The following is a 16,509-nucleotide window of genomic DNA, read 5'->3' as shown; positions in this document are numbered from 1 at the left end:
GGGGTCTATAGTCTTACTCGCAGCAATCCGGCTACTATAGGTGCTCCATGCATCTAATCCTTGATAGTGTGCTGTAATCCTTCAGCGTATTCCTTTCGTCGCCATCCTAGCGGTGTCCATGACCTTATCCTGGTCTGCCAACAATCCTCGTTAGCGCGCTTCACTTATTCCTTGAGCGGTGTCCCTTACATCATCCTGATGTTCAGTCCTTGCCTCATCCAGAGGTGTCCATTGTCTTTCCATAGTAGTAACCATCCTAGTTACTATTGCGTCCATTCAATGTCCATTTCGCTATCCTTGCCGACTATTCATCCTGAATAATCGAATCTTCATCCTGAAGATAACCTAGTCCTTGGAGTATCCTGTTCCGTGTCAGAATCCTTCCGACAGGGTTAATACTACGCTTTCTCTGATTCTCATCAACGTGGCGATCAGAGATTTATCCCTAGAAGTTCTGGCTAAAAAAAGTACGTATCATTAATAATCAGTGGCTTATCTATGTTCGGGTGATTATCTCTCGCTGATAAAGCGATATTGACTTACCTTGTTGTAAGAGATCTCTTACAAGCGGGATGGGTGATGGCTGCAAAACCAAAATTGAATTTTAATTCACTTAAAAAGCATACCTAGTTGTTTTGACAGGTTGCGGCACTGACCGCTATGAAGATTACCTCATAACCCCATTCAAACTAGACGACCAAATTGAGGGGCAAAGAGGCGGTTAAACAGATGGTTAAGCTGATGGCTAGGTTGCTAGGTTGTTAGGTGCTAGGTTGCTAAGTGCTGTAACCGAGCCTACAGCGCTGAGAAAAAGAGAAGTCACACCAATACGGTCACTTCTCTTATTTCGATATGTGCTTATATTGTTGCTTGCTGCTTTCTTTTTTGGTTAAAGCGATAGGCGTCAAACGTGAATATCAACAATGCCCCCCAAATAAAGGCGAAGGTGACCACTTTATCTTGGGTGAATTCTTCCCCATAAATAAGCACGGCCAGCAACAGCATTAAGCTTGGCCCGATGTATTGGAAAAAACCTAAAGTAGACAGTTTGAGGCGAGTCGCTGCGCCTGTAAAACAAAGCAATGGTAAGGTCGTGACGATACCGGCCGACAGAAGCAATAGATTGAGGTTGATATCGTTGTTGCTGAAATTCGATGTAGGAGAGTCAGCAATAAACATCAAATAGATCAATGCTAGGGGAATGAGTAACAGTGTCTCAATAAACAAACCGGTTTGGGCATCGACGCTGACTTTTTTGCGCATTAGCCCGTAGAGGCCGAAACTGATGGCAAGGCTGATGGCAATAATGGGAACCGATCCAAAGGCGATCAGTTGAACAATAACGGCACAGGCTGCAAACGCGACCGCGAACCACTGCAATTTACGCAGTCTTTCACCAAGAAAAAGCATGCCAAAAAGAACATTAATCAATGGGTTAATGTAATAGCCTAAACTGGCATCGAGCATTTTATTGGCGTTAACCGCCCAGATAAAGATAAGCCAATTCAACCCAATAACAATCGACGTAGAGAGCAGGTACATCATCTTTTTCTTTGATCTCATGACATCGCGTACATCACGCCAGCGTCGGCCAACGTGCAGCAAACCGGCTAACAAGAAAAATGACCAAATCACACGGTGGCTCAGAATTTCCATCGCCGCGACACCGTCCAATAACTTGAAGTAAATCGGTGCGATGCCCCACATGGTGTAGGCACCAATGGCGAAGATAACGCCTTGCCGGGTTCTTTGCTGTTCTTCTATCGTCATGAACGGTCGCTTATTTATTTTGTGAGCTAGGGAAGATCAGCAGTATACGAGTTGGCTAGGTATTAGCCTAACTAATATTGCGGTTTAATTCCTCAGCGTTCCCCACTACAATGTCGGTCCAAAAGCCAAACCTCGCGGCTTGATTCGACCCATATTTGAGATATTTAATGACCTCGACCTTGCTTGCACAACAATCTGAAGCATCGCCACAAACTATCCTAGAAGATGTGTTTGGCTACCAACACTTTCGTCAAGGGCAGTTAGAAGTAATCGACGCTTCTTTGTCTGGCCAAGATAGCGTGGTCATTATGCCGACAGGTGGTGGCAAGTCGCTCTGTTATCAAATACCGGCACTGGTTCACACTGGATTGACTTTGGTGATATCGCCACTGATCTCACTAATGAAAGATCAGGTCGATCAGCTTAAGGCCGATGGTGTTGCGGCTGAATGTGTTAACTCTACTATGTCGAGAGAAGCACTCATTAGTGTTTATAATCGCATGCACAGTGGTGACCTTAAATTGGTCTATGTGTCACCTGAGCGTGTCTTGATGCATGATTTCATTGAACGCTTACAAAATATCAATCTCTCCATGATTGCCGTCGATGAAGCGCACTGTATTTCTCAATGGGGTCATGATTTCCGCCCTGAATACGCGGCGATAGGGCAGTTAAAAAACTACTTTCCTCACGTCCCTTTTATGGCGTTAACCGCAACCGCCGATGACGCCACGCGCGGTGATATTATCCATCGCCTGAATTTGGTTAACCCGCACGATTACCTCGGCAGTTTTGACAGACCGAATATCCACTACAATTTGGTGGAAAAGCACAAGCCTGTTTCTCAGGTGATCCGATACGTACAAACCAATAAAGGTCAGTGCGGCATTATCTATTGTGGTAGTCGCAAGAAAGTCGAGATGGTGACGGAAAAACTGTGCAATAACCACATCCGAGCGGCCGGCTATCATGCGGGAATGGATGTCGATGAACGTGCTTATGTGCAAGAAGCGTTTCAGCGAGACGACATTCAAATTGTGGTTGCGACGGTTGCGTTTGGTATGGGGATTAATAAACCGAACGTTCGATTTGTCGTGCATTTTGATATTCCACGTAATATTGAATCTTATTACCAGGAAACAGGCCGAGCCGGTCGAGATGGGTTACCAGCAGAAGCAATGATGTTGTATGACCCTGCGGATATCGGTTGGTTACGACGAATGCTCGATGAAAAAGACGAGGGGCCGCAAAAGCAAGTGGAAAGCCATAAGCTCAATGCCATGGTCGCGTTTGCGGAAGCACAAACTTGCCGTCGTCAGGTCTTGCTCAATTATTTTGGCGAGTATCGGGAAAAACCTTGCGGTAACTGCGATATTTGCGTTGATCCTCCCAAGCGTTTCGATGCGACCCAAGAGGCGCAAAAAGCGTTGTCATGTGTCTATCGTGTTAATCAAGGTTTTGGTATTGGCTATGTTGTGGAAGTACTGCGCGGCATGCAAAATATCCGCGTCAGGGAAAATGGGCATGACAAATTATCCACTTATGGGATTGGCCGCGATCACAGCCATGATTATTGGGTCAGTGTTTTTCGTCAGTTAATACATAAAGGGCTGCTTTCTCAAAATATCACCCGTAATTCAACCTTACAGCTGACTGAAGAAGCAAGGCCCTTGTTGCGCGGTGAAATGAAGTTAGAGCTGGCAGTTCCTCGATTAGATACCGCAGCGCGCAGTGCAAAATCGGACAAACTATCGAGCAAAAACTACGATAAAAAGTTGTTTGCCAAGTTGCGTAAGTTGAGAAAAAGCATTGCTGATGAAGATGGGTTGCCACCTTATGTGGTCTTCAGTGACGCGACACTGATTGATATGGCTGAAATTTTACCCACGTCTTATGGTGAAATGTTGGCGGTTAATGGTGTTGGTCAGCGTAAACTCGACAAGTATGCAGACGCATTTTTAGACTTGATACAGGAACACATAACCACACATGGATGATAAACAGATGTCGATTTGTAAAGTTCAGCCTTACACAGAGCAGCCCCGCAGCGATCGGTCTAGTAAGGCTCAGTTTAATTTAGATACCTATCTTAGCGATCAAGGCCGAATTTTGATCGACGCTCCAAGGTTTGATTTTGATAGTTTTCCATCCTTAGGGGAAAAACTCGTTGCGTTGTTGTCTGCCGAAGTTCTTGAGAAGCAATGTGATGCGGATATTCACTCTTGGCTAATTGATTTTGAAGGGTGTCACCTTTTTCTCAAAGCCGAGCATTATAGTGAATCATTGTGGTTAGAAGCATTGGCTCCTCAACAGTCAAAAGAAGAACTTGATTATCTTTGTCAGCTATTTCGCAAGGGTTTTTAAGGTTAATCGTTTGCGGTGATGTTGTTTTAAATCGCCCTCTTGCAGCATCAATTGGTTAATGTATAATCCCTCGCCGCTCGATTGAGCAAAATTATTTGTCACAAACTATTTATCATTGGTAAGGGCACAGAGGACTAATGTCATTCTGATGCTCGATTAGGGTTCCCTCGCCCCCTAACGAAACTAAAAAGGTCACGCATGAATCACTTTACTTCTGCGCAGCAGCGCAACGCCCTCTTTTTTCTGGTCTTGTTCCATCTGATCATTATCGCATCGAGCAACTATTTGGTGCAGCTTCCCTTTACGGTCTTTGGTTTACACACCACTTGGGGTGCGTTTACTTTCCCATTTATTTTCCTAGCAACGGATTTGACGGTTCGTGTCTTTGGTGCGCAATTGGCACGTAGAATCATTTTCTTAGTGATGCTACCGGCACTTGCGGTATCTTATCTACTGTCTGTTATCTTTTATGAAGGCCAGTTTCAAGGCTTATCCCAGTTGTCGGAATTCAACCTGTTTGTCGCCCGTATCGCCGTTGCGAGCTTTATGGCTTATTTACTGGGTCAGATATTAGATGTGCACGTTTTTAATCGCCTACGACAGCTAAAGCAGTGGTGGGTTGCGCCTACGTGTTCAACACTGTTTGGTAATGCGTTGGATACATTGGCCTTCTTTGCTATCGCTTTTTATCAAAGTCCCGATGCTTTCATGGCAGAGCATTGGGTTGAAATTGCGTTGGTGGATTATGGTTTTAAACTGATCATCAGTTTAGGGCTGTTTGTTCCCATGTATGGTGTGCTACTGAACTATTTGATTAAAAAGCTGACCACGGTAAACCCTGACTTTAAGCCGGTAGGTAGCGTTCAATAGCAACCGTTGCTTCATTAATCTAGGTAATCCTAGAGCTAGAAAAAGAGAAAGCCCAAGTTGAATTCACTTGGGCTTTTTCATTTTCATGGGTTTGTCATTTATCACAATGAGGCCGATTAGCGTTCGCTGATGGTTATGGGCCATCCTGCATCGTTTTGGCGACTCACCTCAATCTCTAATTCGGCGGCGGTCAATGGGTTTTCTGATAGCCATTGGTGACACACGGTTATGTCAAGAGCATCGCTATTCGCCTTAAGGGCTATATTTGGCTGCTTAGTATCATCACGTCGGTGAGTAAGCAGTACCGCTAAGCGCAGTAGGCGTAAGATCCGTTGCCCACTTAATGAGCTGACGGCTTGCTGTTCCGGCATGGCGGTGAGTTGTTCTCGATAGCGGCGGGTAATCTCAGCAAGGCAATGTTTTTGAGCCCGTGTATAACCCGGTAAATCAAGGTGTTGAAGCAAATAGGCGTTGTGTTTTCCCGCTTGTTTGAAGTCTATGGTTAAACCAATTTCATGCAACTGACAGGCGGCGTTGAGAAGCGCTTCACCTTGTGGTTCGGGTATCCATTTCTTATCGGGTAGTTCTGCGTTGCATTGTGTCAGGAGATCATTTGCTGTGTCCGCGACTTGTTGTGCGTAGCGACGATCCATCTGGTAGCGTTGCTGTATGCTGATGATGGTTCGAGAGCGAATATCACTTTGTCTTAGCTCTGGCACCATTTCATAGGCCATACCTTCGCGTAAAGCCCCGCCTGATAATGTCATCGATTCTATGTCTAAAAGCTCAAAAATAGCGATTAAAATAGAAAGACCACTTGGGAAAACAAGCGCTCGTTCTAACGTTAACCCCTCTATTTCTAATTCTTCAAGCTGGTCGGTGAGCATGGCTTGCTTTTGTAATCGCTGTAATTTAGCGAGTGTAATAACTTCATCCATCCCTTGTGCAAGCATAATCTCTTGCAAAGCTTGAACGGTTCCGCTTGCTCCCACGCACACATCCCAACCAAGGTGAGTGTATTGCTCAAGTATTGGAGCAATAGTTTGTTTGGCGGCTTGGATTGCGGAATCGAAGTTTTCTTTACTTAATTGACGATCTTGAAAGTACTTATCTAACCAAGTGACACAGCCCATTTTTAGACTCGTGAGCGCCTTAGCTTCAAAACCTTTACCAATAATGAGTTCAGTACTGGCTCCACCGATGTCGACCACTAAGCGTCGTCCAGAACCTCCAGATGTATGGGCAACACCTTGATAGATCATGGCCGCTTCTTGTTCGCCAGAAATGACGTTGATGTCATGCCCCAGTATTTTATTGGCTTGTTTAAGGAAAATATCCACATTGGTGGCGGTACGCAATGTTGCCGTGCCGACAATGCGAATATTTTCTACGGGTATATCTTGAAGTCGTTCTGCGAATAGACTCAAACAATCCCAACCACGCTGCATAGCTTCATGACTCAGTGCATTGTTGCTATCTAGCCCGGAAGCCAAACGAACTTTGCGCTTTATCTTGGCCATAGTTTGAACGCTGCCATTGATATGACGCACAACGAGCATATGGAAACTGTTCGACCCTAGGTCGACGACAGCGTAAAGCGCAGGTGAGACTGATGGTTTCATAGTCGACGTAATATTCCCTATTTACTGTGGACGTGACTGTCGTGGTCGACGGTTATGCGGACGACGATTTCCTGAGCGTGGTCCACCCGAATTTGAGCGACGTTGTTGTGGATTACGTGTACGCAAACGAATCGGTGCAGGTAGATCTTCAATCAATGCTGAAGCATCGTAATCTGATACCGGAATTGAGTGTTCGATGTACTCTTCGATTGGCGGAAGATTGATTGCGTAGTCTTCACAGGCAAAGCTGATCGAAAAGCCACTTTCGCCAGCACGGCCTGTACGACCAATACGGTGAACGTAATCTTCGCAGTCGTCTGGAAGGTCAAAGTTAAATACGTGAGTAACCTGAGGAATATGCAGACCACGAGCCGCAACGTCGGTTGCAACAAGAATGTCGACTTCACCTTTAGTAAATTGCTCTAGAATTTTTTCACGCTTCTTCTGTGGTACATCGCCAGTCAGAAGACCAACACGGTGTCCGTCTGCCGCTAGGTGGCCCCAAACGGAATCACATTTGTATTTGGTATTGGCAAATACGATAGCGCGATCCGGCCACTCTTCTTCAATGATCGTTTGAAGTAGTGACATTTTATGTTCGTTAGAAGGGTAGAACAGCTCTTCTTGAATACGGTGTCCTGTCTTTTGATCAGGTTCAACCACCACATGCTCAGGGTTGTGCATGTGTTCAAAAGCCAGCTCTTGAACTCGGTATGATAATGTAGCCGAGAACAGCATATTCAAACGTTCGTTTGGTGCTGGCATGCGTCTAAACAAGAAACGAATGTCTTTAATAAAGCCTAAATCGAACATACGATCCGCTTCATCAAGCACAACCGCTTGAATATGGTTAAGGTTAAATACCTTCTGTTTATAGAAGTCGATAATACGGCCTGTGGTGCCGATAAGGATATCGACGCCAGCTTCTAGCTTGGTCACTTGCTTATCGTAGCTTTCGCCACCATAAGCTAGGCCCGCTTTAAGCCCCGTGCTTGCAACCAGTAATTCAGCATCGTTATAGATTTGAATCGCGAGTTCACGCGTGGGTGCCATAATGATCGCTCTAGGCTGGTTTGCCTTGCGACCTTCATGTGCAGGTGTTGTCAGTAGGTGGTTAAAAGTAGCAGTGAGAAACGCGAGGGTTTTACCAGTGCCCGTTTGGGCCTGGCCTGCAATGTCTTGGCCGGTGAGCAGTACCGGCAACGCCAAGGCTTGAATGGGAGTACAATACTCGAACCCACTTTTATTCAATCCTTCAATGACTTGGGTGTTTAAATCCAAGTCGGCGAACTTTTGCTCTGTGATATGCGTCTTTTTCATCACTATAGAATATCAGCTTAAGCTTGCAATACGAAAGTAAATACATTCCAATAGGGCATCTATTTACTGGTTATCGTATAATCAGTTGAGAAAAATACATTGGAGTGGAAGATGAGTGACAAGATTTTGCAGCTAACAGATGATGGTTTTGATAACGATGTAATCAATGCTGCAGGCCCGGTTCTTGTGGATTTTTGGGCAGAATGGTGTGGTCCTTGTAAGATGATTGCCCCTATCCTTGATGAAATCGCAACGGAATACGAAGGCAAGCTCACTATCGGTAAATTAAATATCGACCAAAACGCGGGTATTCCGCCAAAGTTTGGTATTCGTGGAATCCCAACCTTACTTTTATTTAAGGATGGCGCAGTCGCAGCAACTAAGGTTGGCGCACTGTCGAAAACTCAGTTAAAAGAGTTTTTAGACGCCAACTTATAAAGCAACATAAAAAAGACCGTGCAGATTCAATAAATGCACGGTTTTGTTTTTGATAGACAACAAAATCTAGACTACGCTAGTATTTAGTGATAATTTATTGCACGTAATTTGTACAAGTGTTCACTTCTTGGTCGTTCCTGAGACCAAATCCATCTTAACTTAAAAAACAGATCCTATTTTGACTAAACAAGTATCAACTACAATGAATCTAACAGAACTGAAGAGCAGACCCGTGTCTGAGCTTGTAAAACTCAGCGAAAGCCTTGGCTTAGAAAACCTAGCTCGCTTGAGAAAACAAGACATCATCTTCTCCATCCTAAAAGCACACGCGAAAAGTGGTGAAGATATTTTTGGCGATGGGGTTCTGGAAATACTTCAAGACGGTTTTGGATTCTTACGCAGCGCCGATTGTTCATACCTAGCCGGGCCTGATGATATCTATGTATCTCCAAGCCAGATTAGACGTTTTAATTTACGTACAGGCGACTCTATCGCCGGGAAAATTCGCCCACCTAAAGATGGCGAGCGCTACTTTGCACTATTGAAAGTCAGCACGGTTAACCACGATCGACCAGATAACGCACGTAACAAAATCCTATTTGAAAACCTAACACCACTTCACGCGAATGAGCGTATGGTGATGGAAGCCGGTAACGGCGCTACGGAAGACATTACGGCACGAATTTTAGATCTCGCTTCACCTATCGGTAAAGGTCAGCGTGGTCTTATTGTTGCTCCGCCAAAAGCGGGTAAAACAATGCTGTTACAGAACATTGCTCAGAGTGTTGCTCGCAACCACCCTGAATGTGAGTTGATGGTATTGCTGATTGATGAACGTCCTGAAGAAGTAACCGAGATGCAACGCCTAGTGAAAGGTGAAGTTATTGCGTCCACGTTTGATGAGCCAGCCTCTCGTCACGTACAGGTTGCCGAGATGGTAATCGAAAAAGCAAAACGTCTTGTTGAGCACAAAAAAGATGTTGTCATCTTATTGGATTCGATTACGCGTTTAGCACGCGCATATAACACGGTTGTTCCTTCATCGGGTAAAGTCTTGACTGGTGGTGTTGATGCAAATGCTCTACATCGTCCTAAGCGTTTCTTTGGTGCAGCTCGTAATGTTGAAGAAGGTGGTAGTTTAACGATTATCGCGACAGCATTGGTTGATACTGGGTCGAAGATGGATGAAGTTATCTACGAAGAGTTTAAAGGTACGGGTAACATGGAACTGCACCTGAACCGTAAGATTGCAGAAAAACGAGTCTTCCCAGCTATTGACTTTAACCGTTCAGGTACTCGTCGCGAAGAGCTACTGACTAAGAAAGATGAACTACAGAAAATGTGGATTCTGCGTAAAATCGTTCACCCGATGGGCGAGATCGATGCAATGGAATTCCTCATTGATAAGCTTGCAATGACCAAGACAAATAATGAATTCTTTGACGCTATGCGCCGACAAAAATAATTCAAATGATGTTTAAAAAACGCCACCGATAGCTCGGTGGCGTTTTTGTTTGCATTCTCTTTGTAAAGTGACACAATGACTACAAATGTTACAAGGAGGTTAATATGCGACAAGGACTGTTGTTATCTGTTCTCCTGGTTTTGATGCTTGTGTTGAGTCCATTCACGGTCAGTGCTGTTCAGATGGACTCTGACACGGTTCAGAAGTGGTTGAAAGATGAGCATCTCCATCGAAAGGTGGAACAATTCATGATTTATGTGGAAGACGAAGACTTTGATTCACTCACTTTTGCATTAGAGCGATTAGCGCTGCCTCAGCAAGAAGTTGCCCGGTTCATTCTGCTTGATGCTATTGAAAATCAAGAGAAGGTGTTAAGCCCCAAGTTTGCCGTGTTTTTGCAAAGCCAACTCGACTATGCTCCTATCTACAAAGTGTTGGAACGAGGCGATGGGTACGAGTTTGTAGTGCCTGCGTTTAATTACCCAGCTACAGCAAGCCGTCTGTTAAAGCAGCGGATGAAAGAACAGGATCGCATTGAATTTACCCAAGCTGTTGAGAGCCAATCGTTAGACTTGAAGCAATGGTTATCGGGCAGTGGCTATCAAGTACAAACACGCGAAACCCTCCTTATTAATGAACTTGATAATATCTCGCCGCAAGCTATTGCCGCGTTGACGAATCAACTCACTTCTCAGCCCGTCATTAGTTGGCTTCCTGCTGCCAGAGTTATGGTGCAGCTAGCGAAAACGAGCCAAGATCCAGATGTTTATCACTTATTGTGGAAAATGAAAAAGAATATCCACAGTGAGTCTGAGCTTACTCGTCTATCGACATTGAACGATGCATTCTCACTGTCACAGGTGATGCAGGCTTCCACCAATCCGGCATTAAAGCATCAAGCAATCACCGCTTTGACTCAAATAAAGCCAATGAAGGATGAAGTAAAACAGTTTTTATTGGCAAAGATGCGTTTAGCCGAAGATGCGACTTTGGTGGCCCATGAATTGGAAAAGCAAGGGTATAGAAGTTGGCTAGAAGAACTGTTAAGTACCCCAAACAAGTTAGACACCAAGGCGATTTTGCAAGTCTTATCAAATTAATCAATAACGGTAGGTGTATTCATAGGTAAAGAGGGATCGTGAGATCCTTTTTTTGATATACTGCTTGCCGTTTAACCAAATGATAGAAGTTCTATGAGTTTTAAGGATCTACGCGAATTTATTGAGCACCTTGAGAATAAAGGGCTATTAAAACGTATTACTCACCCTGTTGACCCTCATTACGAGATGACTGAAATCAGTGATCGTACTCTACGAGCCGCTGGGCCAGCATTATTGTTTGAAAATCCAATTGGCTATGACATGCCGGTGTTGACCAATTTATTTGGAACGCCAGAACGCGTGGCTATTGGCATGGGGCGAGAGAATGTCAAAGAGTTGCGCGAAGTTGGAAGGTTACTGGCCTATTTAAAAGAACCAGAGCCACCTAAAGGCTTCAAGGACGCGATAGATAAAATTCCAGTCTTCAAGCAAGTGTTAAATATGCCAGTAAAGCGCTTGCGTAGAGCTTCTTGCCAAGATGTGGTTTGGCAAGGCGATGAAGTTGATCTTGATAAAGTACCCGTGATGAGTTGTTGGCAGGGTGATGTTGCTCCGCTATTGACTTGGGGTTTGACCGTCACTAAAGGTCCAAATAAGAAACGTCAGAACTTGGGAATATATCGTCAACAGAAGTTGAGCAAGAATAAAGTCATTATGAGGTGGTTAGCTCACCGAGGTGGCGCCTTAGACCTTAGAGATTGGATAGAAACACACCCAGGAAAACCGTTTCCTATTTCGGTCGCCTTTGGTGCCGACCCCGCTACGATACTCGGCGCAGTAACCCCCGTTCCTGATACTCTGTCAGAATATGCTTTTGCTGGATTATTGCGTGGCAGCAAAACAGAAGTAGTGAAATCGGTCAGCAATGATTTAGAAGTGCCTGCAAGTGCAGAGATTGTGCTGGAAGGGTATATAGATCCGACAGAGTACGCAGATGAAGGCCCTTACGGCGATCACACCGGTTACTATAACGAAAAAGAAAAGCATCATGTGTTTACCGTCACGCATATGACAATGCGTTCTAACCCTATTTACCACAGTACTTATACGGGTCGCCCGCCAGATGAACCTGCTGTTTTGGGGGTAGCGCTAAATGAAGTCTTTGTCCCCATATTACAAAAACAATTTCCAGAAATAGAAGACTTTTACCTGCCGCCAGAAGGGTGCTCGTATCGAATGGCCGTTGTGACAATGAAGAAACAATACCCTGGACACGCTAAGCGAGTCATGATGGGAGTGTGGTCATTTTTGCGTCAGTTTATGTACACTAAGTTTGTGATTGTTTGCGATGAAACCGTTAATGCACGAGATTGGCAGCAGGTGAGTGATGCAATGACGTTAAACATGGAGCCTTCTTTTGACACAACAATGATCGAAAGTACTCCCATCGATTCATTAGATTTTGCCTCCCCAGTTGTCGGCCTCGGATCAAAAATGGGGTTGGATGCGACGAAAAAATGGTCAGCAGAAATCGAACTGTCAGGGTGCGCTCATTCAGAAGACAAGGATTCAACTGTTTTGCTATTGCAAAGGGATGTTGACGTTCTTCTTGCACAATTAACGGCAGAGTGCCCAGAGATTCTCGAGGTTTACTTACCTCAAGGCACCCGACAAGAAGGCATGGCGATAATTTCTGTAAATAAAGAGAAAGCTGGACAAGGTCCCTTATTAATTGAACGGGCGTTAGCGGTATTGAATAAAAAGATGGCGATCAAGTTTGTCGTTGTATGTGACGGTGATGTTAACGTCACTGACTGGAACGATATTATTTGGGCGATTACCACTCGAATGGACCCATCACGCGATTCACTGACTGTCACAGCTGAAAATGCAGATGGAAGGAAAAGTTCGGCCATTGGGTTAGATGCAACGAATAAGAATCAGGAAGAGGTACGCCGAGAGTGGGGTGTTCCTATCCAAAAAGATCCACAGCTTGTTGGGAAAATCGATAAGATTTGGGATGAACTCGCTATATTATGAGTTATTTCGTTACTGTGCTGCCAAATGAAATAACATTTGAAGTACAAGAAAAACAAACTATTTTGGAAGCTGCGCTCGACAATAACATCCATCTTCCAAATAGATGTCAGGTCGGCGCGTGCGCCATGTGCATGTGTAAAAAAATAACAGGCGAAGTAAGTTATCACCTTGAGCCAATACTCACAGAGAATGAGAAGAATCAAGGCTGGATATTTCCTTGCCAAGCTTTTGCGGAAAGTAATTTAGTACTTACTATTTCAGAGTAAGTAAGAGGAAGAACATGAGCATCAAATGTACAGTAAAGTCAATTAACCCATTAGCGTGCAACACGTACCAAATCCTGTTGCACCCAGAAACGCCAGTGTCATTTAAAGCTGGTCAATATTTAATGGTGGAAATGGGTGAGGGTGATAAACGTCCTTTCTCAATCGCAAGCAGCCCTTGTCGCCATGAAGGTGAACTAGAATTGCATATCGGAGCCGCTGAACATAATGCTTACGCTATTGAAGTGGTAGAGCGTATGAAAAAAGCCCTGGATGATTGTCTAACGATTAATATAGATGCTCCCCATGGGACGGCCTGGATCAAAGAACAAAGTGAGCGCCCACTACTGCTTATTGCTGGTGGTACCGGTTTTAGTTATGTACGTTCTATTCTTGATCACTGCGTGAGTATTGGTAAGGAATCGCCAATCTACTTGTATTGGGGAGCGAAAACGAGTGATCAATTATATGCGAAAGATGAAATTGCCCAGATAGCGAATGAAAATAGCAATGTACACTTTGTACCCGTTATAGAAGAAGCGGATACAAATTGGGCTGGTAAAGTGGGTAATGTGCTTCAGGCGATCAATGCTGACTTCGATTCACTAGCGGAGTACGACATTTATATAGCGGGTCGTTTTGAGATGGCAGGTGCCGCAAGAGAACAATTCACTCAGAATAAGCATGCTAAGAGTGATCAGATGTACGCTGATGCCTACGCATTTATCTAAAAAGTTAGCGAAATGTAATGAAAAAGAGAGCAGTAAGCTCTCTTTTTTTAGGTTTTGATTAATATGTAGGCGAAAGAGCGTTTTTTTTGGTTTTTTTAATTAAATCCCTTGCGTCTTGGTTGAGTCTGTCTATAATGCGCAACCACTGAGACGGCAGACGCCACAAGGCTTCAAGAGTCATCAGTAAGACGAAAATTCAAAAAGAATTAAATTTCAAAAAGTGTTTGACACTGAAACTTAAATCGCTAGAATGGCCGTCCGCTTAGAGAGCTTCTTCTTAAAAAGAATGTCTCGACAAGCAACGCTCTTTAACAATTTAAACCTATCAATCTGTGTGGGCACTCGTTGATGATAATCCAATATGTTTTTACCTGGGTAAAAACAGTTTCTTCGGAAACAACTTTGGTTTCAATGAACTGAGTGACCAATTCAATTTGGTACAGCCTTGAGCTGTTTGATTTCACTTTTAAAGTAAAAACCAAAAAGAGCACAGTCAATTCATTATCATTCTGTTGGAATGGTAATAGCTTTAGAATTACAGGTTTATCTTCGGATAAATCCTAGTTTTGAAGTCAGTATTCGTTGAGCCGACCCCTATTTATTTAGGGAATCAAAATCTTAAATTGAAGAGTTTGATCATGGCTCAGATTGAACGCTGGCGGCAGGCCTAACACATGCAAGTCGAGCGGTAACAGAAAGAAAGCTTGCTTTCTTTGCTGACGAGCGGCGGACGGGTGAGTAATGCCTAGGAAGTTGCCCAGTAGAGGGGGATAACCATTGGAAACGATGGCTAATACCGCATAATCTCTTTGGAGCAAAGCAGGGGACCTTCGGGCCTTGTGCTATTGGATACGCCTAGGTGGGATTAGCTAGTTGGTGAGGTAATGGCTCACCAAGGCGACGATCCCTAGCTGGTCTGAGAGGATGATCAGCCACACTGGAACTGAGACACGGTCCAGACTCCTACGGGAGGCAGCAGTGGGGAATATTGCACAATGGGCGAAAGCCTGATGCAGCCATGCCGCGTGTATGAAGAAGGCCTTCGGGTTGTAAAGTACTTTCAGTCGTGAGGAAGGGGGTAAGTTTAATACGCTTATCTCTTGACGTTAGCGACAGAAGAAGCACCGGCTAACTCCGTGCCAGCAGCCGCGGTAATACGGAGGGTGCGAGCGTTAATCGGAATTACTGGGCGTAAAGCGCATGCAGGTGGTTCAATAAGTCAGATGTGAAAGCCCGGGGCTCAACCTCGGAACTGCATTTGAAACTGTTGGACTAGAGTACTGTAGAGGGGGGTAGAATTTCAGGTGTAGCGGTGAAATGCGTAGAGATCTGAAGGAATACCAGTGGCGAAGGCGGCCCCCTGGACAGATACTGACACTCAGATGCGAAAGCGTGGGGAGCAAACAGGATTAGATACCCTGGTAGTCCACGCCGTAAACGATGTCTACTTGGAGGTTGTGGCCTTGAGCCGTGGCTTTCGGAGCTAACGCGTTAAGTAGACCGCCTGGGGAGTACGGTCGCAAGATTAAAACTCAAATGAATTGACGGGGGCCCGCACAAGCGGTGGAGCATGTGGTTTAATTCGATGCAACGCGAAGAACCTTACCTACTCTTGACATCTAGAGAAGCCAGCGGAGACGCAGGTGTGCCTTCGGGAGCTCTAAGACAGGTGCTGCATGGCTGTCGTCAGCTCGTGTTGTGAAATGTTGGGTTAAGTCCCGCAACGAGCGCAACCCTTATCCTTGTTTGCCAGCACGTAATGGTGGGAACTCCAGGGAGACTGCCGGTGATAAACCGGAGGAAGGTGGGGACGACGTCAAGTCATCATGGCCCTTACGAGTAGGGCTACACACGTGCTACAATGGCGCATACAGAGGGCAGCAAGCTAGCGATAGTGAGCGAATCCCAAAAAGTGCGTCGTAGTCCGGATTGGAGTCTGCAACTCGACTCCATGAAGTCGGAATCGCTAGTAATCGTGAATCAGAATGTCACGGTGAATACGTTCCCGGGCCTTGTACACACCGCCCGTCACACCATGGGAGTGGGCTGCAAAAGAAGTGGGTAGTTTAACCTTTCGGGGAGGACGCTCACCACTTTGTGGTTCATGACTGGGGTGAAGTCGTAACAAGGTAGCCCTAGGGGAACCTGGGGCTGGATCACCTCCTTATACGATGATTTTCACGATGAGTACCCACACAGATTGATATGTTTAATACGTTAAGAGTTTAATGCTGGGTCTGTAGCTCAGCTGGTTAGAGCGCTCGCCTGATAAGCGGGAGGTCGGTGGTTCAAGTCCACTCAGACCCACCAATTCTTTTCCCAAAAAGGGTTGGCTTTAAAGCATTAAGTTTTTGGGGCTATAGCTCAGCTGGGAGAGCGCCTGCCTTGCACGCAGGAGGTCTGCGGTTCGATCCCGCATAGCTCCACCATCTTTAAGTGCATTTACTTTGAAAAAAGTTGAGTGTTTTTAAAAATGGTTTTTTTCTTTCATAAGAAATGAATCTGCTCTTTAACAATTTGGAAAGCTGACGAACAACAACTTGATTGGTTGTTGTTCAAATAAAAGTTCTCAAATCCTATTCTCTT

The 16,509-nt window shown here is 44.9% G+C and carries 12 protein-coding genes, 2 tRNA genes and 1 rRNA gene; 12 read left to right on the top strand and 3 right to left on the bottom strand.

Annotated elements, in window-relative coordinates; all coding sequences use genetic code 11:
* Positions 1-858: 858 nt before the first annotated feature.
* A complete protein-coding gene (rarD, locus tag QF117_RS20730) occupies positions 859-1,770 on the bottom strand; it encodes an EamA family transporter RarD (protein WP_282387991.1) in 912 nt (303 codons plus the stop codon).
* Between the two features lie 167 nt (positions 1,771-1,937).
* Here rarD and recQ point away from each other — a divergent pair, with 167 nt between their 5' ends.
* The 3 genes from recQ (at position 1,938) to QF117_RS20715 (ending at position 5,004) form a co-directional block, all read left to right on the top strand.
* On the top strand, positions 1,938-3,767 hold the full coding sequence (gene recQ, locus QF117_RS20725) for an ATP-dependent DNA helicase RecQ (RefSeq protein ID WP_282387990.1): 1,830 nt from the start codon (positions 1,938-1,940) through the stop codon (positions 3,765-3,767).
* Positions 3,768-3,774: 7 nt separating this feature from the next.
* On the top strand, positions 3,775-4,134 hold the full coding sequence (locus QF117_RS20720; protein WP_282387989.1) for a DUF3630 family protein: 360 nt from the start codon (positions 3,775-3,777) through the stop codon (positions 4,132-4,134).
* 198 nt (positions 4,135-4,332) lie between these two features.
* Positions 4,333-5,004 carry a 7-cyano-7-deazaguanine/7-aminomethyl-7-deazaguanine transporter gene (locus tag QF117_RS20715; protein ID WP_282387988.1) on the top strand — a complete coding sequence of 224 codons (672 nt, stop codon included), beginning with the start codon at positions 4,333-4,335 and terminating at the stop codon, positions 5,002-5,004.
* Between the two features lie 116 nt (positions 5,005-5,120).
* On the opposite strand, the gene gppA is transcribed toward QF117_RS20715, so the two are convergent.
* Both gppA and rhlB read right to left on the bottom strand, forming a co-directional pair.
* Positions 5,121-6,626, bottom strand: coding sequence for a guanosine-5'-triphosphate,3'-diphosphate diphosphatase (gppA, locus tag QF117_RS20710; protein WP_282387987.1), 1,506 nt, complete (start codon positions 6,624-6,626; stop codon positions 5,121-5,123).
* A 21-nt stretch (positions 6,627-6,647) separates the two neighbouring features.
* Positions 6,648-7,946 (bottom strand): ATP-dependent RNA helicase RhlB, encoded by a 1,299-nt coding sequence (rhlB, locus tag QF117_RS20705; RefSeq protein ID WP_017036004.1) that lies wholly within the window; start codon positions 7,944-7,946, stop codon positions 6,648-6,650.
* A gap of 111 nt (positions 7,947-8,057) precedes the next feature.
* Here rhlB and trxA point away from each other — a divergent pair, with 111 nt between their 5' ends.
* From trxA to QF117_RS20660, 9 genes are all read left to right on the top strand, one after another.
* Complete coding sequence (trxA, locus tag QF117_RS20700) at positions 8,058-8,384, top strand: thioredoxin TrxA (RefSeq protein ID WP_017036005.1); 327 nt, start codon at positions 8,058-8,060, stop codon at positions 8,382-8,384.
* A gap of 202 nt (positions 8,385-8,586) precedes the next feature.
* A complete protein-coding gene (gene rho, locus QF117_RS20695) occupies positions 8,587-9,849 on the top strand; it encodes a transcription termination factor Rho (RefSeq protein ID WP_026026508.1) in 1,263 nt (420 codons plus the stop codon).
* Between the two features lie 104 nt (positions 9,850-9,953).
* A complete protein-coding gene (locus QF117_RS20690; RefSeq protein ID WP_282387983.1) occupies positions 9,954-10,949 on the top strand; it encodes a hypothetical protein in 996 nt (331 codons plus the stop codon).
* Between the two features lie 93 nt (positions 10,950-11,042).
* Positions 11,043-12,929: a 4-hydroxy-3-polyprenylbenzoate decarboxylase gene (gene ubiD, locus QF117_RS20685; RefSeq protein ID WP_282387982.1), complete on the top strand. Its 1,887-nt coding sequence runs from the start codon at positions 11,043-11,045 to the stop codon at positions 12,927-12,929.
* On the top strand, positions 12,926-13,195 hold the full coding sequence (locus tag QF117_RS20680) for a 2Fe-2S iron-sulfur cluster-binding protein (protein WP_282387980.1): 270 nt from the start codon (positions 12,926-12,928) through the stop codon (positions 13,193-13,195). The genes ubiD and QF117_RS20680 overlap by 4 nt, the downstream gene beginning before the upstream one ends.
* 14 nt (positions 13,196-13,209) lie before the next feature.
* Positions 13,210-13,923, top strand: a complete 714-nt coding sequence (gene fre / locus QF117_RS20675) for an NAD(P)H-flavin reductase (protein WP_282387978.1) — start codon at positions 13,210-13,212, stop codon at positions 13,921-13,923.
* 620 nt (positions 13,924-14,543) lie between these two features.
* A 16S ribosomal RNA gene (locus tag QF117_RS20670) occupies positions 14,544-16,090 on the top strand.
* Between the two features lie 66 nt (positions 16,091-16,156).
* A tRNA-Ile gene (locus tag QF117_RS20665) sits at positions 16,157-16,233 on the top strand.
* 43 nt (positions 16,234-16,276) lie between these two features.
* Positions 16,277-16,352: transfer RNA gene (locus tag QF117_RS20660), tRNA-Ala, on the top strand.
* The last annotated feature ends 157 nt before the right edge of the window (positions 16,353-16,509 follow it).

This window comes from Vibrio sp. YMD68 (genome assembly GCF_029958905.1).
Lineage (GTDB): Bacteria > Pseudomonadota > Gammaproteobacteria > Enterobacterales > Vibrionaceae > Vibrio.
Note: the sequence above shows the minus strand (reverse complement) of the source record. Positions and strands in the feature narration are given on the sequence as shown.

Bases quoted from the DNA above. Each gene is read 5' to 3' on its own strand.
- rho (WP_026026508.1), top strand. From the start codon at position 8,587: ATGAATCTAACAGAACTGAAGAGCAGACCCGTGTCTGAGCTTGTAAAA.
- fre (WP_282387978.1), top strand. From the start codon at position 13,210: ATGAGCATCAAATGTACAGTAAAGTCAATTAACCCATTAGCGTGCAAC.
- QF117_RS20680 (WP_282387980.1), top strand. From the start codon at position 12,926: ATGAGTTATTTCGTTACTGTGCTGCCAAATGAAATAACATTTGAAGTA.
- rarD (WP_282387991.1), bottom strand. From the start codon at position 1,770: ATGACGATAGAAGAACAGCAAAGAACCCGGCAAGGCGTTATCTTCGCC.
- gppA (WP_282387987.1), bottom strand. From the start codon at position 6,626: ATGAAACCATCAGTCTCACCTGCGCTTTACGCTGTCGTCGACCTAGGG.
- ubiD (WP_282387982.1), top strand. From the start codon at position 11,043: ATGAGTTTTAAGGATCTACGCGAATTTATTGAGCACCTTGAGAATAAA.
- QF117_RS20715 (WP_282387988.1), top strand. From the start codon at position 4,333: ATGAATCACTTTACTTCTGCGCAGCAGCGCAACGCCCTCTTTTTTCTG.
- rhlB (WP_017036004.1), bottom strand. From the start codon at position 7,946: ATGAAAAAGACGCATATCACAGAGCAAAAGTTCGCCGACTTGGATTTA.
- QF117_RS20690 (WP_282387983.1), top strand. From the start codon at position 9,954: ATGCGACAAGGACTGTTGTTATCTGTTCTCCTGGTTTTGATGCTTGTG.
- trxA (WP_017036005.1), top strand. From the start codon at position 8,058: ATGAGTGACAAGATTTTGCAGCTAACAGATGATGGTTTTGATAACGAT.
- QF117_RS20720 (WP_282387989.1), top strand. From the start codon at position 3,775: ATGTCGATTTGTAAAGTTCAGCCTTACACAGAGCAGCCCCGCAGCGAT.
- recQ (WP_282387990.1), top strand. From the start codon at position 1,938: ATGACCTCGACCTTGCTTGCACAACAATCTGAAGCATCGCCACAAACT.